We start from the raw sequence: 17,744 nt of genomic DNA on the forward strand, positions 1-17,744 counted from the left end.
GTCAGCATAGCTCGCCAAAATTCCTCTCAGCCAGGCTCAATATTTCAGCAGCAGTAGCATCTGGCTTTTCTAAATGAGGAACATGACCACAGGAATCGATCCACACAAGCTGGCTATGAGGAATGGCTTGCTCAAATTTGATAGCATCCTTAATACCGAGAATTTTATCCTGTCTTCCCCAGATAATCAACGTAGGCTGTTGAATTGTCGAAATTTTATCTTGCAAAGATCTATAACCTCCACTTTTGGTAAAAGCAATTAAAGATTTGTTCCAATGCAGACATTTTAAATGTAGTGCCGCACAGACTTGGGCATCTAAACTGGCAAAACTGCGATCAAAATAAGCAGCGCGACTGATACTTTGGCGAATCTTGGGATTACGCAAAAACTCCGTGGCAAATGTGTCGATGGGAGAAAACATAAACTTGCCGATAGCGGGTTGCTTGGCTAAACCTGCACTATCAAGCAAAACCAGTTTCTCTACTGCATCGGGATAATTAAGGGTAAAATCAATCGCTGCTGCACCACCCATTGAAGCGCCGACTAGAATTACAGGCTGCCCAATTATAGTCTGCCAAAAATGATAGAGATGAATTTTGATATTTTCTGAGTTCAGCGGAATTGCTAAATTTCGCTGAGAAAAACCAAACCCCAACAGATCTACTGCATAGGTTAACTGTTGCGCAGCGAGAAGAGGTAATAGACGACGAAATTCGAGTAAAGAACTATCAAAGCCATGAATTAGCAAAATAGGTGTACTACCACTTCCTTGATGAACATAGGTAGTTGCTACATCTTCTTGACTCAATGGCGTAGAAATAGCTACTTGTTTAATTTGTTTGGTTAAGGCGATCGATGCAGCTTCAGTTAAGTTACTAGCTTCGGGTGGTATGTAGCTGGGAAACATTAATAAATTAAATAAATCAGTGAAAATAATATTTTGGCGCTCTTAATTAAATTAACGCAAAACGGTATTTAATATTGCTACATTCAATCAGCAACGCCTACTTTATTTGCAGTTCTTCAACGTCTAGAAGATGGGGATAAGCAAGCTGTTGTTTGGCAAACGCTTCTTTTGCTCTGGTAATTAGATCGGTTTTATAAATGAATTCATCCCGTGCATCAAGAGGATAAGCCTTTAGCTTAAATAAACTCCCCCAAGATTTTTCTTCCATGACTACAACAATAGGTAGCTTAAGATGAGTATACTTACTCGTTTGAGCTACTCGGTAAAGAATTTTTTTGACTAATTTAATTTCAATTTCGTGAGCAAAGTAAAATTTGGTTACTACCTGAGCCTCTAACGCTCCCGCATTAGCACTAGATATTGCTTCTGTCCAGATTTTATTATGGGGAATAGTAACAGTATTGTCATCTGGAGTTTGAATTTTGATGGCGCGTATACCATAACTAATTACTTCCCCATAGTAGTCTCCAATTTTAATGCGATCGCCTACTCTATAGGGAGATTCAAACAAGCCGACTATTCCCGCGATAATGGAACTGGCAAAATCTTTAAACGCAAACCCTAACGCTACCGCTACCGTACCCGTTACTGCTAATACGTTTTCTTTTGACAAATTGAGAAATAAGTTCATCAAAAATACGGTGACAAAGGTAAATAACAGCAGTCGTAAAAAAGGTAAAAATTGCTTTACTTGTAGTCGCCATGCCCTAGCAATTCTTTCTGAAAGCCAAATAACTAGCCAATCTAATAACTTTAAGATTAAATAAGTAGCTATTAAGATCAAAACTGCTAGGGCAACTTTTCCTGTAGTAATTTTAGAAACAATCTGTTTAGTTTGTTCTGCTGTTTCTTGGGCAGCATCTCCCGCAGATTGAGCCAACCAATAAAAGTTGATGTTAATAAAATGATTCATTTAATCGTTAGTTGTTGGTTGTTAGTTATTGGTTATTACCTGCATTTTTTTGATAGATATACCTTTATGTAATTGAGAATCTTAAAGCTTAAAAACTCACAAGAGGATGACTGACTCTAATCTCTATTAATGACAAAGTTATTCCTTGCTAATTCCTGTTTAATATTTGGATAGTGGATGGGATTTATTTTAATAACTTTTTCCTGTTGTTCGACTACCCCCTGATGTCGCAATACTAAAACTCTGTTTTGTACTTGCGATCGCTCATCTCCCAAACTTTCAGCTAAGGCAGATATAGTTAAATCTCCATGAAGCAAAAGGGAGTACAAAAGATATTGATCTGCTAGCTCTAAATCAGGTAGATCGGGTAAGTTGGGAATTTGAGCTACTACAAGATCTTCAGCTAATTTTGATTGCACATCTGCTTCAACATTTTCAGGAAATTTTTCTTGCTCATCTATTTTTGCATAGTGAATTGAGGTTAAAAAAGCCTGTACGGCGACAGAACTAATTCCTTCGGAAATATCGGCTAGGCGATGAAAATAATGGCTTTGATTAGACTTATCACCTTTTAAAAGCTGTCGCTCAATACCTGGTTTACCAAAAGTAATATCTAAATCCTGAATAATAGGCTCAAGCCATTCTTGAAATTCTTCAGGCTCAATCTTAGGTAGCGTCATTACTTTTCCGCAATAGGCTTCTAGATTGCAAACTAAGTTTAAGTATTCCCATCCGACTTGACCACCACCAATTATCCAGAAACGATCGCAAGAGCCATCACATAGTAATGACTGTAAATATTCAATTCCTTCTAACCCTTCAAGCGATCGCAAAAAACACCAGCTAAGGTTAGGAATTACGATTACTTCTGGCTGTTGTTGTGGATCATCATTTTCAGACTCTTTTTGCTCAAAATAATACTCTAACTTAGATTTAATCTTGTCCGCAGCAGTTGGTCTTGCTGTTAGCGGTAAAAGCTTCAGCGGTATTTGCTTTTGTTTTGTCCAGTCTTCTAATGTCTCAGATAAAATACGCGACACCGCAGCCACGGGACTACTAAGAATTACAATTGAGTTATTACTATTGTTAGGATTAGCCTGCCAGCTTTCAAAAGCTTCATCTAAAGCAGAAACGATCGCCTCTTTGTCAGCAGGATTACTAGGTAGATTTTCAATCCCCTCCACCAGCTTTTTTCTCAATTCTGGTGGCAGTTGAACTAGAGTTTGCTCTGGCTCTTGAGTTTCTTCGGAGTCTTTGGTATACCGAGAAAAAATAAAATTACGATTATTAGCCAGCCAACTTCTAAATCCCTTGAACATAATTAGCCATGACGCACATTATTATTTTCATCGTTTTTACTATTTCTTACCTGAGTTAATTGTTGCAAAGAATCGCTAATTCTTCTGGGCTGAGGATTATTGCCTTTAACCGAGGGCCAACCTTCTCTTTGACGAGTGCGATCGCCATCTGTCTCTTCTGTTTGATCGTGGAATAAGATTTGTTGAGTAGGAAATGGTAGGTCGATACCCGCAGCCACCAGTTTATTACATAATTCCGTTAATACCTGATCTTGAGAGTCTAAAATCTCTGCACGACGAGGAGGCTGCACCCACCAGCGAGCGCGAATATTGACAGTACTATCTGCTAAATCTACTACTAATGCTTCAGGAGGCGGGTCTGATATTGCTTCGGGAGCGTTTTGCAATACTTCTAAAATAATCTTCTTGGCTTCGGCAATATCATCACCATAGCCTATCCCAATGTCATATTCTAAACGGCGTTTATCATAAGCTGTATTTACCTTTACCGAATTGGTGAATAGCTCGGCATTAGGAATGACAATTTTAGTACCATCATAGGTTCTAATCGTAGTAGCGCGGGTCTGTATATCCTCTACCGTACCTTCAAAATCATTAAATACGATCTGATCGCCAATAACAAAAGGTTCAGTGATTAAAATTAAGATACCTGCTAAAAAATTTTGCAAAATATCGCGAAAAGCAAAGCCAACTGCAACCCCGCTGACTCCTAATAGCTGTATTAAATCCCCTGGTTTGAAAGAAGGAACAATAATTGCCAAAGCAACGAATGCACCTACTAAAATAATAAATCCTTGAGAAAGCCTAGCTAAAACTAGACCGAGGTTACGAGACTTTTTACGCTTAGTAAAATTTTTAATTAATCTGCGCGAAAATCTGGCAATAAACCAAAAAATAATAAAGACGACAGCTGCAATAAATATATTCGGCAATAACTGAAACGTGCTTTTCACCATCGACGTTAGTTGCTGCGTCACGGTTTTTATCGGTGAAAAAGAATCCATAAAATAGTATATATTCGTTTATCTTGCCACAGACTAAGACACCAACCTTAATTAACGCATCTATCTACAAGAAGAGAATTGTTACTATAGCTGTCACTTCTTTTCCTGTTTGCTTAGTTGCGATCGCCAAAAGACAGTTAAAAGAAGACAAATTTTAGGGAGAAGTAGATTGTTGCTTAAATGGCAACTTGATTCCCAGACTTTGAAAATAAGCTATGCCAACTGCTAACAAGAAAGAAATATAGGCAATAATTTGCCCTAAATATAAAGTTTGTCTATAGCCAAACAAAGCTTTAAAAATAATTCCAGGAAACTGGCGATCGGGCAATATATTTGACCCATCCCATACCTGAGCGCCTAAAATACAAGAATCATTGTTCCCCAAACACCAGTTATTGGCTGATAGCTGAGACATCAATCCCAAGGCAGCATCAAAGTGTTTGAGCGCACCCATAACCAAACCACCCACAATTAATAACAAAAATATTCCCATCACCTGAAAGAAAAGGCGAATATTAATCCGTATTCCCAAAGAAAACAGAGCAATCCCCATGATGGCAGCCAGAGTTAAACCAGCGATCGCCCCAAGCGCAGGTAAAGTCCAATTCTGCTGAAATTTTGCCAAGATAAATAATACCGTTTCAAAGCCTTCTCTGACTACAGCAATAAATATTAAAATAAACACAGCCTTACCAGCATTTTCGTTGCCTAAAGCTGAGGTAATTGCTCCTTCAACTTCGCCTTTGAGGGATTTTGCCTGTTTAGTCATCCACAGGAGCATCCAGCTCAACATAGCGATCGCAACTAGACCAAAGATTCCTTCTAATAGCTCCTTAACCACAGGTGCATAGATTCCCCCCGCAGTTTCAACTCCAGAAATGACCCCTGTTAAGAGCAACCCTACGGCGACACTGGCAATGATTCCAGCGAATATCCCCAAATAAACCCAACGATATAATTGAGTTTGCTCTGCTTTTTTCAGACAAGCCATCACGATTCCAACGACTAAGGCTGCCTCAAATCCTTCCCGCAGAGTAACGATAAAAGTAGGTAATGCAGTAGTCAAATCCATGTGTTAGAAGTTAATTAATTAAAAGTCAAAAACCGCAGCTAGTAAAAGATTTTATGATTAGTTACCAGTAAATTAATTAATTATTAAACCCCAAAACCAAGTGATAGTGAAAAAAGCAATTGTGGCAAACCCTAAAATAATTAGGGTGAGCAAAATAATTAAGCCGAAAATAAACAGGCGATCGCTCTGATTCGATTCAGCAAGATCGAGATGCTTTTCTAATAGTTCAATATTTTTAATGTTGGCTTTCCAACCCAAGTCAAATATATCTCCCACCACAGGAACAGTACCAGCAAAAGAATCAATCAAAATATTGCCGACCATTTTCCACAAAATCTCACGGGGAACACCCATTCTGGCAGCCTCAACTACAATGTAGGCAGCAATACCACCCGTGACGGTATCACCCCCGCCAGGAAGCAAGCCCAAAATCGGATCTAACCCAAAACTGATCTTAGTTCCAGGAATAGCGATCGCATTATCCAAGATTCTGCTAACACGACGTAACTTGGTAAGCTTACTAATCTGTTTGGCAGGAAGCGGTGTTTTCATACTGATACGTAAACTAATGTCTGTCTAAGATTTTTTTTGCTCATTGCTCATTGCTCTAAGCACCTAAATCTTCCATTGCCAGACGAATTTGTTCAATACGTCGGCGGTTAACTCCTAGATCTGATTCTCCTACTCGTGAGGCAGATCTAACTTGAATGACATTTTGATCTTCAGGAAAATAAAACTCGGCATCATCGACAAATTTAAAAATACGACTGGTAGACTCAGCGTGAATATAGTTACCAGTATCTTCAATAATTTTAGTACGGGGAACAACCGAAAGCACTTTTAATAAAGTCTCTTTTGCCTGATGGCGATCGCCTTGGTAAGCAATCGGCTCGATTATATGTTTCTCATCACCGTCTTGACTCACAACGCAGTTAGGTGAACTAGGACAAGCAGACAAATGACCATTATTATCTAAACCAATAGCTGCATATGCAGTGGCACAAAAGCTCAAACTGCTAGAGAGGGTAATAATAATACCAATAATAATTGAGATGAAACGAGACACAACAGTTTACTCTTGAAGAAAATACTCTTTTACTATAAATTGATTTTTGACTTTTAGCTCAGGCTAGTTTTTGGTAAAACCACGAAAGTCAGTTGCCAACTTGCAAAATGAGCTACCATTCTATGGGAATTATTACTTTACAGAGTCTATGCCCACTGGCGAAATTATTGGATTAGGAAGATCGGGAATTGCTGCTGCCAGATTGCTTAATAAAAATGGTTGGCAGGTAACACTCGTGGATTCTGCAACAGAAGCACAGATAGCATCGAGATCTAATGCCCAGCAGTTGCAGACAGCCCAGCAAAAGTTAGAGCAAGAAGGAGTCATAATCAGGCTCAACAGCAAAGTTTTAGCAAAAGACACTCCTGATTTAATTGTAGTTAGTCCAGGAGTTCCTTGGGATACTGAAGTTCTGAAAACTGTTAGGGAAAACCAGGTTGAAACTATTGGCGAAATTGAATTAGCCTGGCGTTACCTCAAGCAGATTCCTTGGGTGGGTATCACAGGCACAAATGGTAAAACTACTACCACGGCTTTAACCGCTGCTATTTTTCAGAGTGCAGGTTTAAACGCTCCCGCCTGTGGCAATATTGGTCATGCTGCCTGTGAATTAGCAATTAGGCATTTTGATACCCCAGATGATAGTTTCGACTGGATTATTGCCGAATTGAGCAGTTATCAGATTGAATCTTCCCTCGCATTAGCACCGCAAATTGGTATTTTTACGACTCTTACCCCCGATCATCTAGATCGCCACTATACCTTAGAAAATTACTATCAAATTAAAGCTTCATTACTCCGTCGCTGTCGGCACAAAATTATTAATGGAGACGATCGCTTTTTGCAAACTGTTGCTTTAGAATTTGGCTCAGACACAATCTGGACAAGTGTTCAGGGTAAAGATAGTTTTCGAGACAATCGCCATGTCGCCGTTTATATTCAAGATGGGTGGATTGTTGCTTTTGGCGAACTTATTGCTCCTGTGTCCTTGTTTAAAATGCCAGGAAAACATAACCTGCAAAATCTTTTATTAGCGATCGCCGCTGCTAAATTAGCGGGAATTGAAAAAACTGCGATCGCACAAGCCATAACTTCTTTTCCTGGAGTAGAACACCGTCTAGAATATATCTGCACTTATCAGGGAATTAAGTTAATCAACGACAGCAAAGCAACTAATTACGACGCTGCGGAAGTAGGCTTGAACTCTGTTGATGCCCCTGTGATTTTGATTGCGGGAGGGCAGAATAAAACAGGAGAAGATGCAGCCTGGATTGATAGTATTAAAGCTAAGGCTGCCTTTGTGTTACTAATTGGTGAAGCTGCACCAGTTTTTGCTGAGAAACTAAGAAATTGCGATTACCATAACTATCAAATTGTTAACACCCTAGAAAATGCCCTAACTCAAAGCATTGCCATCGCCCAGCAGCATCGAGCCAAAGTTATTTTACTTTCTCCCGCCTGTGCCAGTTTCGATCAGTACCTTAGTTTTGAAGCGCGGGGCGAACATTTTCGGCAGTTATGTCGGCAATTATCTTGATCTCAGCCTTGAGCTAAAGCAGAAATTCAACAGAATAACTTAAAATCTGAGGATAGCACAACCTAAATTAAATTCACTATGCTGTGTGTTCAAGAACTGCTAAAACTAGAGTTGTTTCAAAAGTTAGAGCGCGATCGCCTAGACTGGGTTTGCGATCGTGCTACACAGTTAGAACTAGCTAGAGGAGATACTTTAGTCAAAGAAGGTAATGCCCATAAAGGCTTTTTGATTCTCACCGCTGGCAGCATTGGGGTCACTCGCTTTAGCGAAGGTGTGGAAATGCCCATTGGACATCATCATGCACCCTCTTTTTTTGGGGAAATTCAGATCATGACGGGGGATTTAGTCCCCGTCACCCTCAGAGCCTTAAGCGACTGTCAAGTACATGAAATTACCCCTGAAGACTTTTTACAGCTAGTCCATGAATGCCGTGACTTTGAAAAAACTGTTTTTCAAACTATTCAAAAAAGGGTACAAGGTTTACAGTCATTTATCCAAAATCGCGAAAAAATGGCAGCTTTGGGAACTTTAGCAGCAGGTTTAGCTCATGAACTTAATAATCCTGCTGCTGCGGTAGTGCGATCGCTTAAGGATGTTACCCCAGCGATCTTAGAGCTACAGCGGATGAATCTAGTCTATGGACAGCGCAATGTAGATGAGGAGCATACTGCCCAATGGCTCAAACTAAGAGATGAAGGCTACAAGTTTATTGCTGATAATAACTCCGATCCTTTGGCAATGATGGATCGTGAAGATGCGCTGCAAGATTGGTTGGAAAATTATGGAGTAGCAGAAGCCTGGAAGTTGACTACACCGCTAGCAGCAGGGAAGATTGAGCCTCAGTTACTAGAGCCACTGGTAGAATGTTGGCGGGACGATCCTACCGAGCTTAGAGATATGGGTTTGCGCTGGCTGGCTCTGTCTTTTGAAGTGATGATGATGATTCAGTCAGGGCTACGTGGGGCAGAACGAGTTTCCGCTCTGGTACAGTCGATGAAATCTTATTCTCATTTAGATCGAGGCGCTAAACAGCAGGTAGATGTTCATCAGGGCATTGAAGATACGCTCCAGCTCTTATCCCACAAACTTAAACAGGGAGTAACTGTTAAACGCAGTTACGATCGCAATTTACCCAAAATACTCGCTTTTGGGAGCGAATTAAACCAGGTTTGGACTAATTTAATTGATAACAGTATTCAAGCGATGGCAGGAAAAGGCAATCTAGAAATTATCACAGCAGGAAAAGACGATCAGCCTAACCTAAAAAATACCGCTGCGCATAACGACATGGCTTCGCAACGCATCATTGTCAAAATCATTGATTCAGGAACGGGTATTAACCCTGCAATTCAGTCTCGTATCTTTGAACCTTTTTTTACGACTAAACCAGTTGGTGAAGGCTCTGGCTTAGGTTTGGATAACGTTCGACGCATTGTTGAAAATCGTCATCGTGGCTCAATTACTGTTGAATCCGCACCAGGAAAAACCTGTTTTACAATTTGTTTACCAGTTAATATTTGTAAAATTTAAAGACGTTGCTGATTTAAAGAGCAGGTGCGATCGCACTTTTCAGATCTAAATTTGAGATCTAATTTAAGATCTAACTTTTGGTGGAGATTTTCAAACTAACTCAAATTACTAATATTGGGCAGAGTATTTACTGGTTCATCAACTGTTTCATTAGGAGCTTGAACTTCGCTTGCGGGGACTGTCTCTAAATCTCCTGTTAAGGCTTCGCTGTCGTTAATGGGTATAGGTTCAAACGATACCTTGGCTTCTAGCCAAGCAGCTAATAAATTAGGTAGATTGCGCTTGAGCCAAAATAAGGCAGCCAGACGCGCAACTGGTTTGATATAGCCTACCAATATCTTCATCATTTTATTTAGTGGTGGGTTATGCAGCTTTTTGTTGGCATAGTTGATTGAACCCACATCGATCAAACTATCAATAATCAGTTTTAAAGCTACTTCTTCTCGTTCGACAATCTGCTGCAACAACAAGGTAACATCACGCATCCGCTCTTGCTTTTTTAATTCTTCAGCAGAAATTGGCTTGGCGTTGAGAGGTTCTTCTGAATATGTCAGCATATAAAATTTGTATATTTAATACAGCTAAGATTTTTAGTATAGTGACCAATGCACTAATTCTGTTTCAATTTGACTTGTCTCATTTTAGCTAGCTCATCGCACCGAGGTTTAGCGGTAAAATTTGCCAGAATGGCTTTGAGTTTTCTTCCAAGTATCTGGGCATTTTCTGGCTTAAGTAATAGGCTAGTATGCATACCAGGAACTTCATAAACATCAATTCCGCCCAATGCCAGTCCTTGCCAACCTCCATCGGGATCAAAATAACCGCAAGCCTGTCTAGCTTGAGCGCGAAAAAGAGTTAATTTTCCCTCATAAACAGTAGGTGTATATTGTTCTTTTGCCTGCAAGTTAATATTTTGAATTTGGGCGATCAGCCTTTGTTCTGGAGAACTCATTAAATTGGCTAACCTAGAATATCTCTGTTGCCAAGCACAAGGTATTTTAGATTGTAAAATATATTCAAATCGGTCTGTCAAATAAGCTAATTTTTCCCTTAATGATAATGCGCTTAAATTATTTAGGTGAATCCCTAACCGTTGTACCAATGTAGATTGATCGTAGCCATTAGGTCCAAAACAGTCAAATAATGCTAGAACAGCGACTGTTTCTCCTTGTTGGACAAGTTGTTGTGCCATTTCAAAAGCTACAAAACCACCAAAAGAGTGTCCTGCTAAAAAATAAGGTCCTTGGGGTTGAATTAGTTTGATTTCTTCAAGATAGCTAGCAGCCATCTCTTTAATTGAAGTTAGTGGTGTTTGTTGACCATCCAAACCTTTTGCCTGTAGCCCATAAATAGGTCTATCCGATCCTAACGCTTCGGCTAACCATTGGTAACCCAATACATTCCCACCAACGGCATGGATCAAAAATAAAGGAGGCTGATGACCATGGGGTTGAATACTCACCAGAGAAGACCAATAAGCAGAGCATCCTTGCTCTAGCATCAAGCTAGCCAATTGGGCAATGGTCGGTGCTTGAAAAAGCGTCGCTAAGGGTAAATTTTTACCAAAAGTGGTTTGAATTTGCTCAAACAAGCGTAACGCTAATAAGGAATTACCTCCCAACTCAAAAAAGTTATCATTTCTACCAATCGGTTTAGCATTTAAAATCCGCGACCAAATCTGGCTTAACTGCCATTCTAAGGTATCTTGAGGCGGGAGAAAATCATTTTCTGTTTCTAGCTGATTTAATGGTAGTTCAAGTAGTGCTGGACGGTTGATTTTGCCATTGGGAGTTAAAGGCATAGAGTCTAAAAAAACAAACGCCGCAGGAATTGCGTATTCAGGTAATCTAGTTTTAAGAAAGTCCCGTAGTTGTTTGCTAGTTATCGATTTTAGTTTTGAAACACAATAGGCAACTATAGTTGTCTGTTCGGAGTTATCAGAAGCAGTATCCTTGAGGACGGGTCGATTAGCGATCGCCACAATAGTTTCTGTTATTCCTGGATATTGTGATAGGGTAGCTTCAATTTCGCCTAGTTCGACTCTAACACCGCGAATTTTTACTTGATTATCAATACGCCCCAAAAATTCGATATTACCATCTTCAAGATAACGTCCTAAATCTCCAGTTTTGTAGAGACGAGCTGTTGCTGAATCACTAAAAGGATCAAGAATAAATTTACTGGCGGTTAATTGCTCCCGATGCAGATAACCTCTGGCTACACCAACTCCACCAATATAAAGTTCTCCCGTCGCTCCAATTGGTACTAACTGTAATTTTGGATCGAGGATATAAAAAGATTGGTTATTAAGCGGACGACCGTAAGGAATCGTTTTAGTCGAGGGAGCTAAGTTCTCAATGGGATAATAAATTGACCAAATTGATGCTTCTGTTGCCCCTCCTAAACTAATAATTTGTAGTTGTGGGTTAAGGGTTTGTAGCTGCATGACCAGGTGTGGACTAATGCGATCGCCACTCAGTAAAACTAAGCGCAGAGATTTAGGCAATGTCCGCTGATTAGTCATGATCTGGTCGAGCAGCAGTTCCATCAAAGCTGGAGCTGAATTCCAAATAGTAACTTTTTCTTGGATGATTAATTCTAGCCAGTGTTCTGGGTTGGGGCAATTTTCGGGCTGAGGAATAATCACCCTACCACCCGATCCCAATAATCCAAAAATATCGTATACCGACAGATCGAAGCTTAAGGAAGATACTGCTAAAACGCTATCTTGAGAGCTAATTTTAAAACGTTGTTCAAGATCAAATAAGGTATTAACCACGCTGTGATGTTCAATTTCGACTCCTTTGGGATTTCCCGTCGACCCAGAAGTGTAGATCGAATAAGCTAAATTATGGCTATTGACATTGCTAACAGGCTGGTAATTGACCGCCACGATCTCCTGCCAGTCTTGATCTAAACAAACAACCTGCGCTGAGGTTTCGGGTAAGCGATCAAGTAATTTACTTTGAGTTAAGAGAATCCCTACTCCACCATCTTCTAATAAATAGGTCAGTCTCGCCGTCGGATAATTCGGGTCTAAAGGTAAATAAGCGCCACCTGCTTTAAGAATAGCAAATAAACCGATAATCATTTCTACGGAACGATTGAGGCAGATTCCAACTAAGGTTTCGGCTTGAACTCCCAAACTTTGCAGATAACCAGCCAATTGATTGGCTTTTTGCTCTAATTCTCCATAGGTTAAGTATTGCCCTTGGCAAACTATAGCCAGGGCTTGAGGATGTTCGGCTGCTTTTGCTTCAAATAGTTGATGAAGACAGCATTGAGGATAGTTACTTTTAGTATCGTTCCACTCCCCAAAAATTTTTTGATGCTCAAAGGTAGATATTAAAGGCAGTTGAGAGACGGGGCATTGGGAGTGACGAGCAATTGCTGTTAACAAGATCGTCCATTGCTCGATCATCGTCTCAATAATTTGTGCTGAAAATAGCTGAGTGTTGTAAGACCAAAAGTATTCTGCTTGTTGTCGGTCAATAATTAAAGTGAAATCGGCAACGAGCAAATTTTCTGGGGGTAAGGCATCTCGACTTAGTTGAGTTACAGCGACTGAAAAGTTAGTTTGTCGAGCAACCAGTTCGGGACATCGAACCATAATATCGGTTGAATAGGTTTGATGTTGTTGGTTACGCCTCAGTTTGTTAGTTACTGTTTTTAAGACATTAGTAAAATCCTGTTCGAGTTCAATGTTTAAATTGCAGGGTACATATCGAGCGAACCAAGGAGCATGAAGATCGCTAGTGAGCCGATCAAATCCCAAACTGATGAGATTGTTGCCACTTAAACGAGCTAAATAAATCGCGAAGGCAGCAATGCTAACTGCCAAAGAGTCTTGTAGGAAATTAGTAACTGTTGAGCTTAGAGGTAATTTAACTTGGCGATAATTATTATATTTATTCTGTGCCGAAGCTGTGGGTATTTGCTCACAAGGTAAAGTTAACTGTCGGCACTTTGATAATTGTTTTACCCAATAGGTTTGTGATGGTGCAATTTCGCTTTCAAATTTAACTAATTGAGCTATCGATTGAGCGCCTATTTCTGGTAGCTTTTGTCCTACCTCTAATTGATAATTGGCAACTAATTCAGTGATTGATTTGGTTTGTTTTTGTTGACTGACAATAATTTCCAGGGCAATATCTTGGCTACCTGTAGCGACAATTAACCTTTGTTTTTCAATTCCCACTATTATTCCAGGCAATTGTGAAGATAAAACAGTTAACACTGTAACTTTTGTCACAATTACATAGTCCAGACTTGAATTGGAGTTTAAAATTAGTTTCGCTGTAGCCAGCGGATTGGGATAATCACCAAAATCTAAACCTCTAACTAAATTATCAATTTCTGTAGCTGAAGCATTAAAATCAATTATGCCCAATGCTGGAGGTTTTTGGTGTCGCGAAAAATAACTACGCTGTTGTAAATCTTGAGACTTAAAAGTTGTTTTTTTAGTTACTAATTCCTCAATCAATTCTTGAAAAGAAACAATTGCTGCCTGATAACATTTGGCATTGAGAGTTAAGGCAGTTTCTGAAGGCTCAAGCTCTATTTCTACCTGCTTTAATATTTGCCCAGTATCCACCTCTAGCTCCATTTCATGCCAGGTAATTCCATGTTGCTTTTCACCGTTGATAATCGCCCAGGAAGTGGCATTTACTCCAGCATAAGCTGGTAAAAGTGCATCGTGATAATTAATTGCTGTCTTGGCTAAATTAAGAATTTCTTGATTTAAAATAGTTTGATTGATAATACTAAATAGATAATCGTATTGAGTTGGAGAAGATATTTGTTGAAATTGCCGAAGATTTTTACAATAAATAATCTTACGGTTTGCTGTCCATCGGGCGATCGCTTGATCGGCAGATATGACTGTACTGACTTGATAATTATTTCTAATTAGTATTTCAGCACACTCAATTAATAAATTTCCTTCTCCAATTAGGACACAATTAAAGGAAAACTTCTTCATGTATTTTCAATAAATTATTTTCTTAGCTAGAGTCTTAATTTTTATCGCTCAATAGATATAACAAATTGTGCCAAAAATTATCTATTAGCACACTTTGATTAGTAGTTTAAAAAATCTTATATATTGTCAAAAGTAATCAGTTTAAGCTGCTATTTTACTTTAATTTCTACTTAATGCTAGATTTATTTTTAACTCAAACATTATTAAATTGCGTATATTATCTCATATTTTTGCAACTTTTGATAGCTTTTTTAGAGTATTTTTATCTACTATACGGGGATATTAATATGAAATACTTTAAAGTTTGCTACAGATGAAAAGTAGAGGAAGTAGAGGAGGTAGTGGGGTAGAAGAGTAATTTGTAGCATTCATTTTTGGATTTCAGATCAGATATTGACTGCTACCTTCTACAAAGTTAACGAAATTTTCCCGCAGCTTGAACAAAATTTTGCCGTTGACATAGACTTCTTGCGTTGGGTAATTTTCTAAAAGTTCAATTAAAGAGATTAAATTATTATCGCTAGCTGAGGTGACTAATGCTCCCCGCAAAGCCGTTACATTTGCTATTTCAGTTCTAGAACTGACTACATTTCCTGTCTGAGATAAAATGTATTCTCCTGGTATTGTATTCAGTAAGTCTGAGATCAGCCTATTGTTGGCAGGAAATTCTTGTCTTAAAATGCGCCGTATTACAAATGGGTTTTGTTGACCATGTTTCAATAAAGTATTTAATGCTGGAGAAACTTTGCCTGTGTCGGCAAAATCTTGCAACTCTTCTAGAGAAATTGATTGGCTTAATCCACCGTCGGTAAAAATAACTTTTTCTGAACCTGAAGCTCGACTAGGAACAAAAAAAATTAACGCTCCTGCACTAATAAAAGCGATCGCAACTTGTCTTAACCATTTTAATCCTGTAGCTTTTCTCATTTGTTTTCTCCTGCAATCAAGCATCATTCTTATTTTATGTGGCAAAAATTCAGATTATGCTGCTGCTGACTAAATTAAAACAAAGTTGATTTTTTGTTCAACTAAATGATAAAATAGTATTAGTTAAATTGCAAGTTTACTGATGAACAAGTACTACATTCTCAATTTAGACCCCCAAGCAACTCATGAGTGGGATCGTTGTGTATTAAGAAATCCAATTACAGGAGGCAGACCAGATTTGAATGAGGAAGTAGCTCAAGTTATTAATGCTGAAGCTGGCTCATATTTAATCAAGGTTAGTTTGCAGATCGAAGTTCTCGAGCAAAGCCTAGCTACTGGGCGTAAAACAGTAGAGCTACCTGCGGGAAAAAACCCTACTATGATGACAAAACAGAGATTAGCTAGTTAAATAATTCTCGTTGCAGCCAAAAACGGAGAGCAAAAATTAGCACACTTAGAGAATTGACATTTCGCCAACTGTTTCTAACCGTGTAAAGCTGCTTAACTGAACAAACATGTCACAAAGCGTCTCGGAGATAGCAGGACTTATCCAACCCATTTGCTTCAAAAGATGAATTGCGGTGGCACACTTAGCTCGCCTAGCGCCGTCCTTAACTTTGATTGCCAGTCCCATTCCTTCGCCAACACGACCAATACACTGAATTCCTTCTGCTCCAGACTTGCTAACTAGCTCGCCCTCGCTAAGACGCATTAGTTCAGTATCAAATGCTCCTTCGCCCCCAATCATGCGGGGATAATAAGTCATGGCTCGGGTAATTCTTTCTAAGTCCAAACTTGTCCCTGCTGCCAACTGAGCATAAAGATGCGCCATCTGCTGAAGCTGCATTTGATAAGTAGGCATTCCACAGTCATCTTGCGCGCCCAGCAATTCTGCGCCTGGCATTCCTAGCAACTCAGAAATTTTGCCCAGAATTAGCTGCTGTACTGGATGAGAATGCTTAATATAATTGTGGAGGGGCAGATCCAAATTTTGGCAGACTGCTAAAGCTCCCGCATGTTTACCAGAGCAATTATGCTCTAAGCGATTCTTTCTACCAGTAGGAATGGGGCATTGTAGAGCGAGAGGGTCAACATCCGCACGCCATAGAATATTGAATGCCTGTCGAGCATGTTCAATTTTTCCTTGGTGGGAGCTACAGATAATGGCTAAATCGCGATCGCTCAAACCATACTTTTGGATTGTTCCTGTTGTAGTTACAGCCAAAGCCTGAAAAGGTTTTAATGCCGAGCGCATAAAGGCAGATGATTCAGAGCTACCTGCCACTAACAGTACTCTTCCTTTGCTGTCACAAACCGTTGCTTCCACCTGGTGAGAAGACTCTAAAATGCCCTCTCTTAGCAAATGTACTTCGAGTAAAGGTGTCTGGGTTCTTTTTCCCCTAGTCATGCAATCTTAAATAATTGGGTAATTAGTATTCTAGTACGCTTGATGTTGATTAGTATTGAGTATGATAAAATCAGCCAAAAATTAGCCAGATCAGGCTAGAGAGCGCGAAAACTGCGGCAATCAAGCCATAGGTTTTATGTAATCTTTGCAGAATTGGCTCTATTTCATAATTAACAACTAAGAGATCTCGGTTTAACATGGTGCTGGGCTTGAGCCAAGTTTGTCCATCGTACCAACCAGACTCTTCGTAAAAAATGCGATCGCTTTTCAGGCGATCTTTGATATATTGCCAGCCCAAATAAATGCGTGACAAAAATAGTCCAGTTAGTACAGAAATTCCCATTAAATTGGATAAAATAAATTCTAGAGGCTGTTTAGCTGGAGTAAAGAGCGACATGGATAAAGGTGTTACTAAAACCAGACTCCAAAAAGCTACCCAAGCTACTTTACGGATATACTGCCCCCTCGCCAAAATTCCCCAGTCAAATAACCAAGATTCCTTTAGCTTCTCATATTCGTAGATCGGCTGCTGTTCTAAGGGAACAGGACAAAAATTAACGGTAGATTTATTCATGCTGAGGAATAGGATTAACTAGGCTGGTCAAACTCATGGCGCTCGGCGTGTCCCCAAAATGCTTCTAAATTATAGTATTCTCTCTCTTCAGGTAGAAAAATATGTACAATCACGTCGGCATAATCCTGAACAATCCAGCCTCCTTCTCTTTTGCCCGAAATTCTGACTGGGTGTAAATTATATTTTTCTTCCAGACGTTCTTCAATAGATTCGGCGATCGCATTTAATTGAGCGCGAGAAAATCCTGTAATAATTACAAAGTAGTCAGCTAAGTAGGACACCTCACTCACCTTGAGCAAAACAATATCCGCTGCTTTTTTGTCTTCAGCAGCATTAGCAATCTCTAGCGCTAGCTCTTGGGGGTCAATGATTGATTTAGTTAAAGATTGGTTTTGGGTAGCAGTAGCTGGTTCAAACGATTTACTCATGCAGATATGATGTTATTA

At 39.4% G+C, this 17,744-nt stretch carries 16 protein-coding genes; 3 read left to right on the top strand and 13 right to left on the bottom strand.

Going from position 1 to position 17,744, the window contains the following annotated elements; genetic code table 11:
* Position 1: 1 nt before the first annotated feature.
* The 7 genes from C7B62_RS10260 to C7B62_RS10290 form a co-directional block, all read right to left on the bottom strand.
* Positions 2-907 (bottom strand): alpha/beta fold hydrolase, encoded by a 906-nt coding sequence (locus C7B62_RS10260; RefSeq protein ID WP_106235524.1) that lies wholly within the window; start codon positions 905-907, stop codon positions 2-4.
* Positions 908-1,004: 97 nt separating this feature from the next.
* On the bottom strand, positions 1,005-1,880 hold the full coding sequence (locus C7B62_RS10265; RefSeq protein ID WP_106235526.1) for a mechanosensitive ion channel family protein: 876 nt from the start codon (positions 1,878-1,880) through the stop codon (positions 1,005-1,007).
* A 116-nt stretch (positions 1,881-1,996) separates the two neighbouring features.
* On the bottom strand, positions 1,997-3,199 hold the full coding sequence (locus C7B62_RS10270) for a MarR family transcriptional regulator (RefSeq protein ID WP_106235528.1): 1,203 nt from the start codon (positions 3,197-3,199) through the stop codon (positions 1,997-1,999).
* A gap of 2 nt (positions 3,200-3,201) precedes the next feature.
* Positions 3,202-4,203, bottom strand: a complete 1,002-nt coding sequence (locus tag C7B62_RS10275; RefSeq protein WP_106235530.1) for a mechanosensitive ion channel family protein — start codon at positions 4,201-4,203, stop codon at positions 3,202-3,204.
* Between the two features lie 154 nt (positions 4,204-4,357).
* Positions 4,358-5,275, bottom strand: a complete 918-nt coding sequence (locus C7B62_RS10280) for an FTR1 family protein (RefSeq protein WP_106235532.1) — start codon at positions 5,273-5,275, stop codon at positions 4,358-4,360.
* Positions 5,276-5,347: 72 nt separating this feature from the next.
* The gene (locus C7B62_RS10285; RefSeq protein WP_106235534.1) at positions 5,348-5,827 is read right to left on the bottom strand and encodes a DUF4112 domain-containing protein; all 480 of its coding nucleotides are present in this window, start codon (positions 5,825-5,827) and stop codon (positions 5,348-5,350) included.
* Positions 5,828-5,882: 55 nt separating this feature from the next.
* Entirely contained in the window at positions 5,883-6,341 is a 459-nt protein-coding gene (locus C7B62_RS10290; RefSeq protein ID WP_106235536.1) for a DUF1499 domain-containing protein, read from the bottom strand.
* Between the two features lie 148 nt (positions 6,342-6,489).
* Between C7B62_RS10290 and murD the strand changes: the two genes are divergently transcribed.
* Together murD and C7B62_RS10300 are read left to right on the top strand one after the other, a co-directional pair.
* Complete coding sequence (gene murD, locus C7B62_RS10295) at positions 6,490-7,878, top strand: UDP-N-acetylmuramoyl-L-alanine--D-glutamate ligase (protein ID WP_106235538.1); 1,389 nt, start codon at positions 6,490-6,492, stop codon at positions 7,876-7,878.
* Between the two features lie 78 nt (positions 7,879-7,956).
* Positions 7,957-9,408 carry a sensor histidine kinase gene (locus C7B62_RS10300; RefSeq protein WP_106235540.1) on the top strand — a complete coding sequence of 484 codons (1,452 nt, stop codon included), beginning with the start codon at positions 7,957-7,959 and terminating at the stop codon, positions 9,406-9,408.
* A 95-nt stretch (positions 9,409-9,503) separates the two neighbouring features.
* Here C7B62_RS10300 and C7B62_RS10305 read toward each other — a convergent pair whose 3' ends face one another.
* The 3 genes from C7B62_RS10305 to C7B62_RS10315 all read right to left on the bottom strand — a co-directional run bounded on the left by C7B62_RS10305 (position 9,504) and on the right by C7B62_RS10315 (position 15,316).
* A complete protein-coding gene (locus tag C7B62_RS10305) occupies positions 9,504-9,965 on the bottom strand; it encodes a hypothetical protein (RefSeq protein ID WP_199194134.1) in 462 nt (153 codons plus the stop codon).
* 53 nt (positions 9,966-10,018) lie between these two features.
* Entirely contained in the window at positions 10,019-14,389 is a 4,371-nt protein-coding gene (locus C7B62_RS10310) for a non-ribosomal peptide synthetase (RefSeq protein WP_106235542.1), read from the bottom strand.
* A gap of 381 nt (positions 14,390-14,770) precedes the next feature.
* Positions 14,771-15,316 (bottom strand): alpha/beta hydrolase, encoded by a 546-nt coding sequence (locus C7B62_RS10315; protein WP_158260661.1) that lies wholly within the window; start codon positions 15,314-15,316, stop codon positions 14,771-14,773.
* A gap of 142 nt (positions 15,317-15,458) precedes the next feature.
* Here C7B62_RS10315 and C7B62_RS10320 point away from each other — a divergent pair, with 142 nt between their 5' ends.
* Positions 15,459-15,725, top strand: coding sequence for a hypothetical protein (locus tag C7B62_RS10320; RefSeq protein WP_106235546.1), 267 nt, complete (start codon positions 15,459-15,461; stop codon positions 15,723-15,725).
* Between the two features lie 45 nt (positions 15,726-15,770).
* On the opposite strand, the gene C7B62_RS10325 is transcribed toward C7B62_RS10320, so the two are convergent.
* The 3 genes from C7B62_RS10325 to rsfS form a co-directional block, all read right to left on the bottom strand.
* Entirely contained in the window at positions 15,771-16,724 is a 954-nt protein-coding gene (locus tag C7B62_RS10325) for an asparaginase (protein WP_106235548.1), read from the bottom strand.
* A 70-nt stretch (positions 16,725-16,794) separates the two neighbouring features.
* Positions 16,795-17,298: a CGLD27 family protein gene (locus tag C7B62_RS10330; protein ID WP_106235550.1), complete on the bottom strand. Its 504-nt coding sequence runs from the start codon at positions 17,296-17,298 to the stop codon at positions 16,795-16,797.
* A gap of 14 nt (positions 17,299-17,312) precedes the next feature.
* The gene (rsfS, locus tag C7B62_RS10335) at positions 17,313-17,726 is read right to left on the bottom strand and encodes a ribosome silencing factor (protein ID WP_106235552.1); all 414 of its coding nucleotides are present in this window, start codon (positions 17,724-17,726) and stop codon (positions 17,313-17,315) included.
* Between the last annotated feature and the right edge of the window lie 18 nt (positions 17,727-17,744).

Source organism: Pleurocapsa sp. CCALA 161 (assembly GCF_003003995.1).
Classification (GTDB): domain Bacteria; phylum Cyanobacteriota; class Cyanobacteriia; order Cyanobacteriales; family Xenococcaceae; genus Waterburya.